Genomic DNA, 2,333 nt, shown 5'->3' with positions numbered 1-2,333 from the left:
AAACAGAAAGATCAACTGGTAGTAATCCGTACTGAACATATTATACATTATTTTCAGTATAGTTGAGCTTATTATTGACTAGAGTCATGCTCTTCAAAGTTGGAAGCTGCCCAGGATGAGCCGTCCTAAGTCTTCTACGGGATCTGCTGCTAAGAAATCTGAGGGAACCGTTGCCCCTTCGCCAAACAAGTCCACCTTTGCGGCCAATCAAGAGCGAGCCAGGCAGTGGTTACAGCAGGTGCTGGCGGCTATGGGGATCCCAGCGGCGGTGCGGGTGGTGGGGGAGGTGCTGGAAATCGAGGCGTCTTCTTTGACCCCAGCTCAGAAGCGGCTGCTGTTGGCGAAAGCCCCCCCCTTGCCCTCTCCATCTTCCAGAGATTCCCCTCAAGAGGAGGATCGCTCCCCCGTGGTGCTGGATGCGTTGCAGTACCTGGCCAACACCCTTCTCAACCTGAACCAGCCGGAAGACCAGCAGCAGCCCTACATTTTGGATTTGGACGGCTATCGGCAGCGGCGTTTGCAGGAGCTGAAGGTTTTGGTTGCCGCTGCTGTGGAAAAGGTGAGGGCCACTGGCCGGGAATACGAGTTTCCCGATCTCTCGGCTGCCGAGCGTCGGCAAATTCATACTCTCTTGAATGACCCTGCCTATGCCGATCTGGAAACTTTCAGCCGTGGCAAAGAGCCTGACCGGCGCTTGGTTATCCGTCGGGCAGCTTCCCCATCTTGAGAGTGGGCAGAGGGCTGGGAACAAGTTGGCCCTCTTGCTACGGTGACGACAGGGATCCCTGCTACCCAAAACGCGTGAAGGGGGGTGCCATGCTGAGGCCAATTCGTCTATCGGATCTGCGGCAGATGCCCGGTCAAACCCAAGAATTGCAGTTTAGGCAGTTTTTTTCGGGCTTTGAGAGTTTGACCCCTGTGGAGGGATCCCTGGAAGTCAGCCATCGGGGCCATTTTCTCGAAGTGAGTGCTGAAGCTCGTACCATTGTCACCCTCACCTGCCACCGCTGCCTCCAGCAGTTCAACCACCGGCTGCACCTGGAAGTTGAGGAGATCATTTTGATTCGGGATCCCGAACCTCTCCCCTTGGAGCTGGAATTGCAAGACGAAGAAGATCTGCTGGAGAGCCTGCCCCCCAATGGTGAGCTGGATGTCGAAGACTGGATGTACCAGCACCTGCATTTGGAGATGCCCCGCCAGTTGCCCTGCCGTCCCGACTGTCCGGGTATTGCGGTGGAGTCTCCCGCACCGGAGGTGGATCCCCGCTGGGCAGCCCTAGCTTCTCTCCTGGAAGACTCTCCCTAGCTTTTTTGATGTTGCGCCCACAAGTTCTCTGGCGTTTTGCTCGACCCCACACCGTCTACGGCACCAGCGCCAGCGTGGTGGGCCTCTACCTGTTGGCGGGGTTTGTGGCTGCCGGATCCCTGCAACCGGTTCTCTCGGCGCTGCCCCAGTTGGTCTGGGCTTGGGCGGCCTGTCTGGCGGCCAATGTCTACATCGTCGGCTTGAATCAACTGACGGATATTGAAATCGACCGCATCAACAAGCCCCATTTGCCCTTAGCTGCTGGATCCCTGGGTTGGCGACAGGGGGTGGGGATCGTCGTGGGTTGTGGGGTGGCGTCCGTCCTGCTGGCCATGGCCGGGATCCCTTATCTGCTGCTGACGGTGCTTTTGAGCAATGGGATCGGCACGGCCTATTCGTTGCCCCCCTTGCGGTTGAAGCGTTTTCCGCTGGCGGCCTCGGCTTGCATCTACAGCGTGCGGGGTTTGATCGTCAATTTGGGCCTTTACAGCCATTTTCAGCAGGTGATGCAGGGAAGGGTCGAGCTTTCAGCCCCGATTGTTTGGCTGACGGGGTTTATGTCGATTTTTGGGCTGGTGATCGCCCTTTTCAAAGATATTCCCGACATGGAGGGGGATCGCCAGTTTGCCATTGCCACCTTCTCGCTGCGCTTTGGGCCAGGGCGGATCTCAAGGTTTTGCATTAGCATTTTGGCCTTGTGCTATCTGGGATTTATCGGGGTGGGGATCTCTTTTCTCCTTGCGGGCAACGGCCTCTGGCTGTTGGTGAGCCATGTGTTGGGGCTGGGGATCCTCTTGGGCTATGGTGTCCATCTGGATCTCAGCCGTCGGGAGGCGATTGTTGGCTATTATCAACTGATCTGGAAGTTGTTTTACTTGGAGTATTTGCTTTACCCTTGGGCCTTTTTCTCTTTTTTCTAGAGCATTTTCCTGGAGGTACAGCCTGTTAAGGGCTCAAGGGGTACAATAGCAGCACTTAGCAAACCAACTTCGGAAGGAGGATGGATTGATCAGTAGTAAAGAAGTCTT

Annotated in this window: 3 protein-coding genes; all 3 read left to right on the top strand. The window is 56.0% G+C overall.

Going from position 1 to position 2,333, the window contains the following annotated elements:
- The first annotated feature begins 115 nt into the window (after nt 1-115).
- Nucleotides 116-727, top strand: coding sequence for a Jag family protein (locus ACVWXF_RS14165; protein ID WP_457385859.1), 612 nt, complete (start codon nt 116-118; stop codon nt 725-727).
- Nucleotides 728-816: 89 nt separating this feature from the next.
- Nucleotides 817-1,305: a YceD family protein gene (locus ACVWXF_RS14160; protein ID WP_414522617.1), complete on the top strand. Its 489-nt coding sequence runs from the start codon at nt 817-819 to the stop codon at nt 1,303-1,305.
- A gap of 8 nt (nt 1,306-1,313) precedes the next feature.
- Complete coding sequence (locus ACVWXF_RS14155; RefSeq protein WP_457474712.1) at nt 1,314-2,225, top strand: homogentisate phytyltransferase; 912 nt, start codon at nt 1,314-1,316, stop codon at nt 2,223-2,225.
- The last annotated feature ends 108 nt before the right edge of the window (nt 2,226-2,333 follow it).

The organism is Thermostichus sp. MS-CIW-40 (assembly GCF_054058315.1).
Note: the sequence above shows the minus strand (reverse complement) of the source record. Positions and strands in the feature narration are given on the sequence as shown.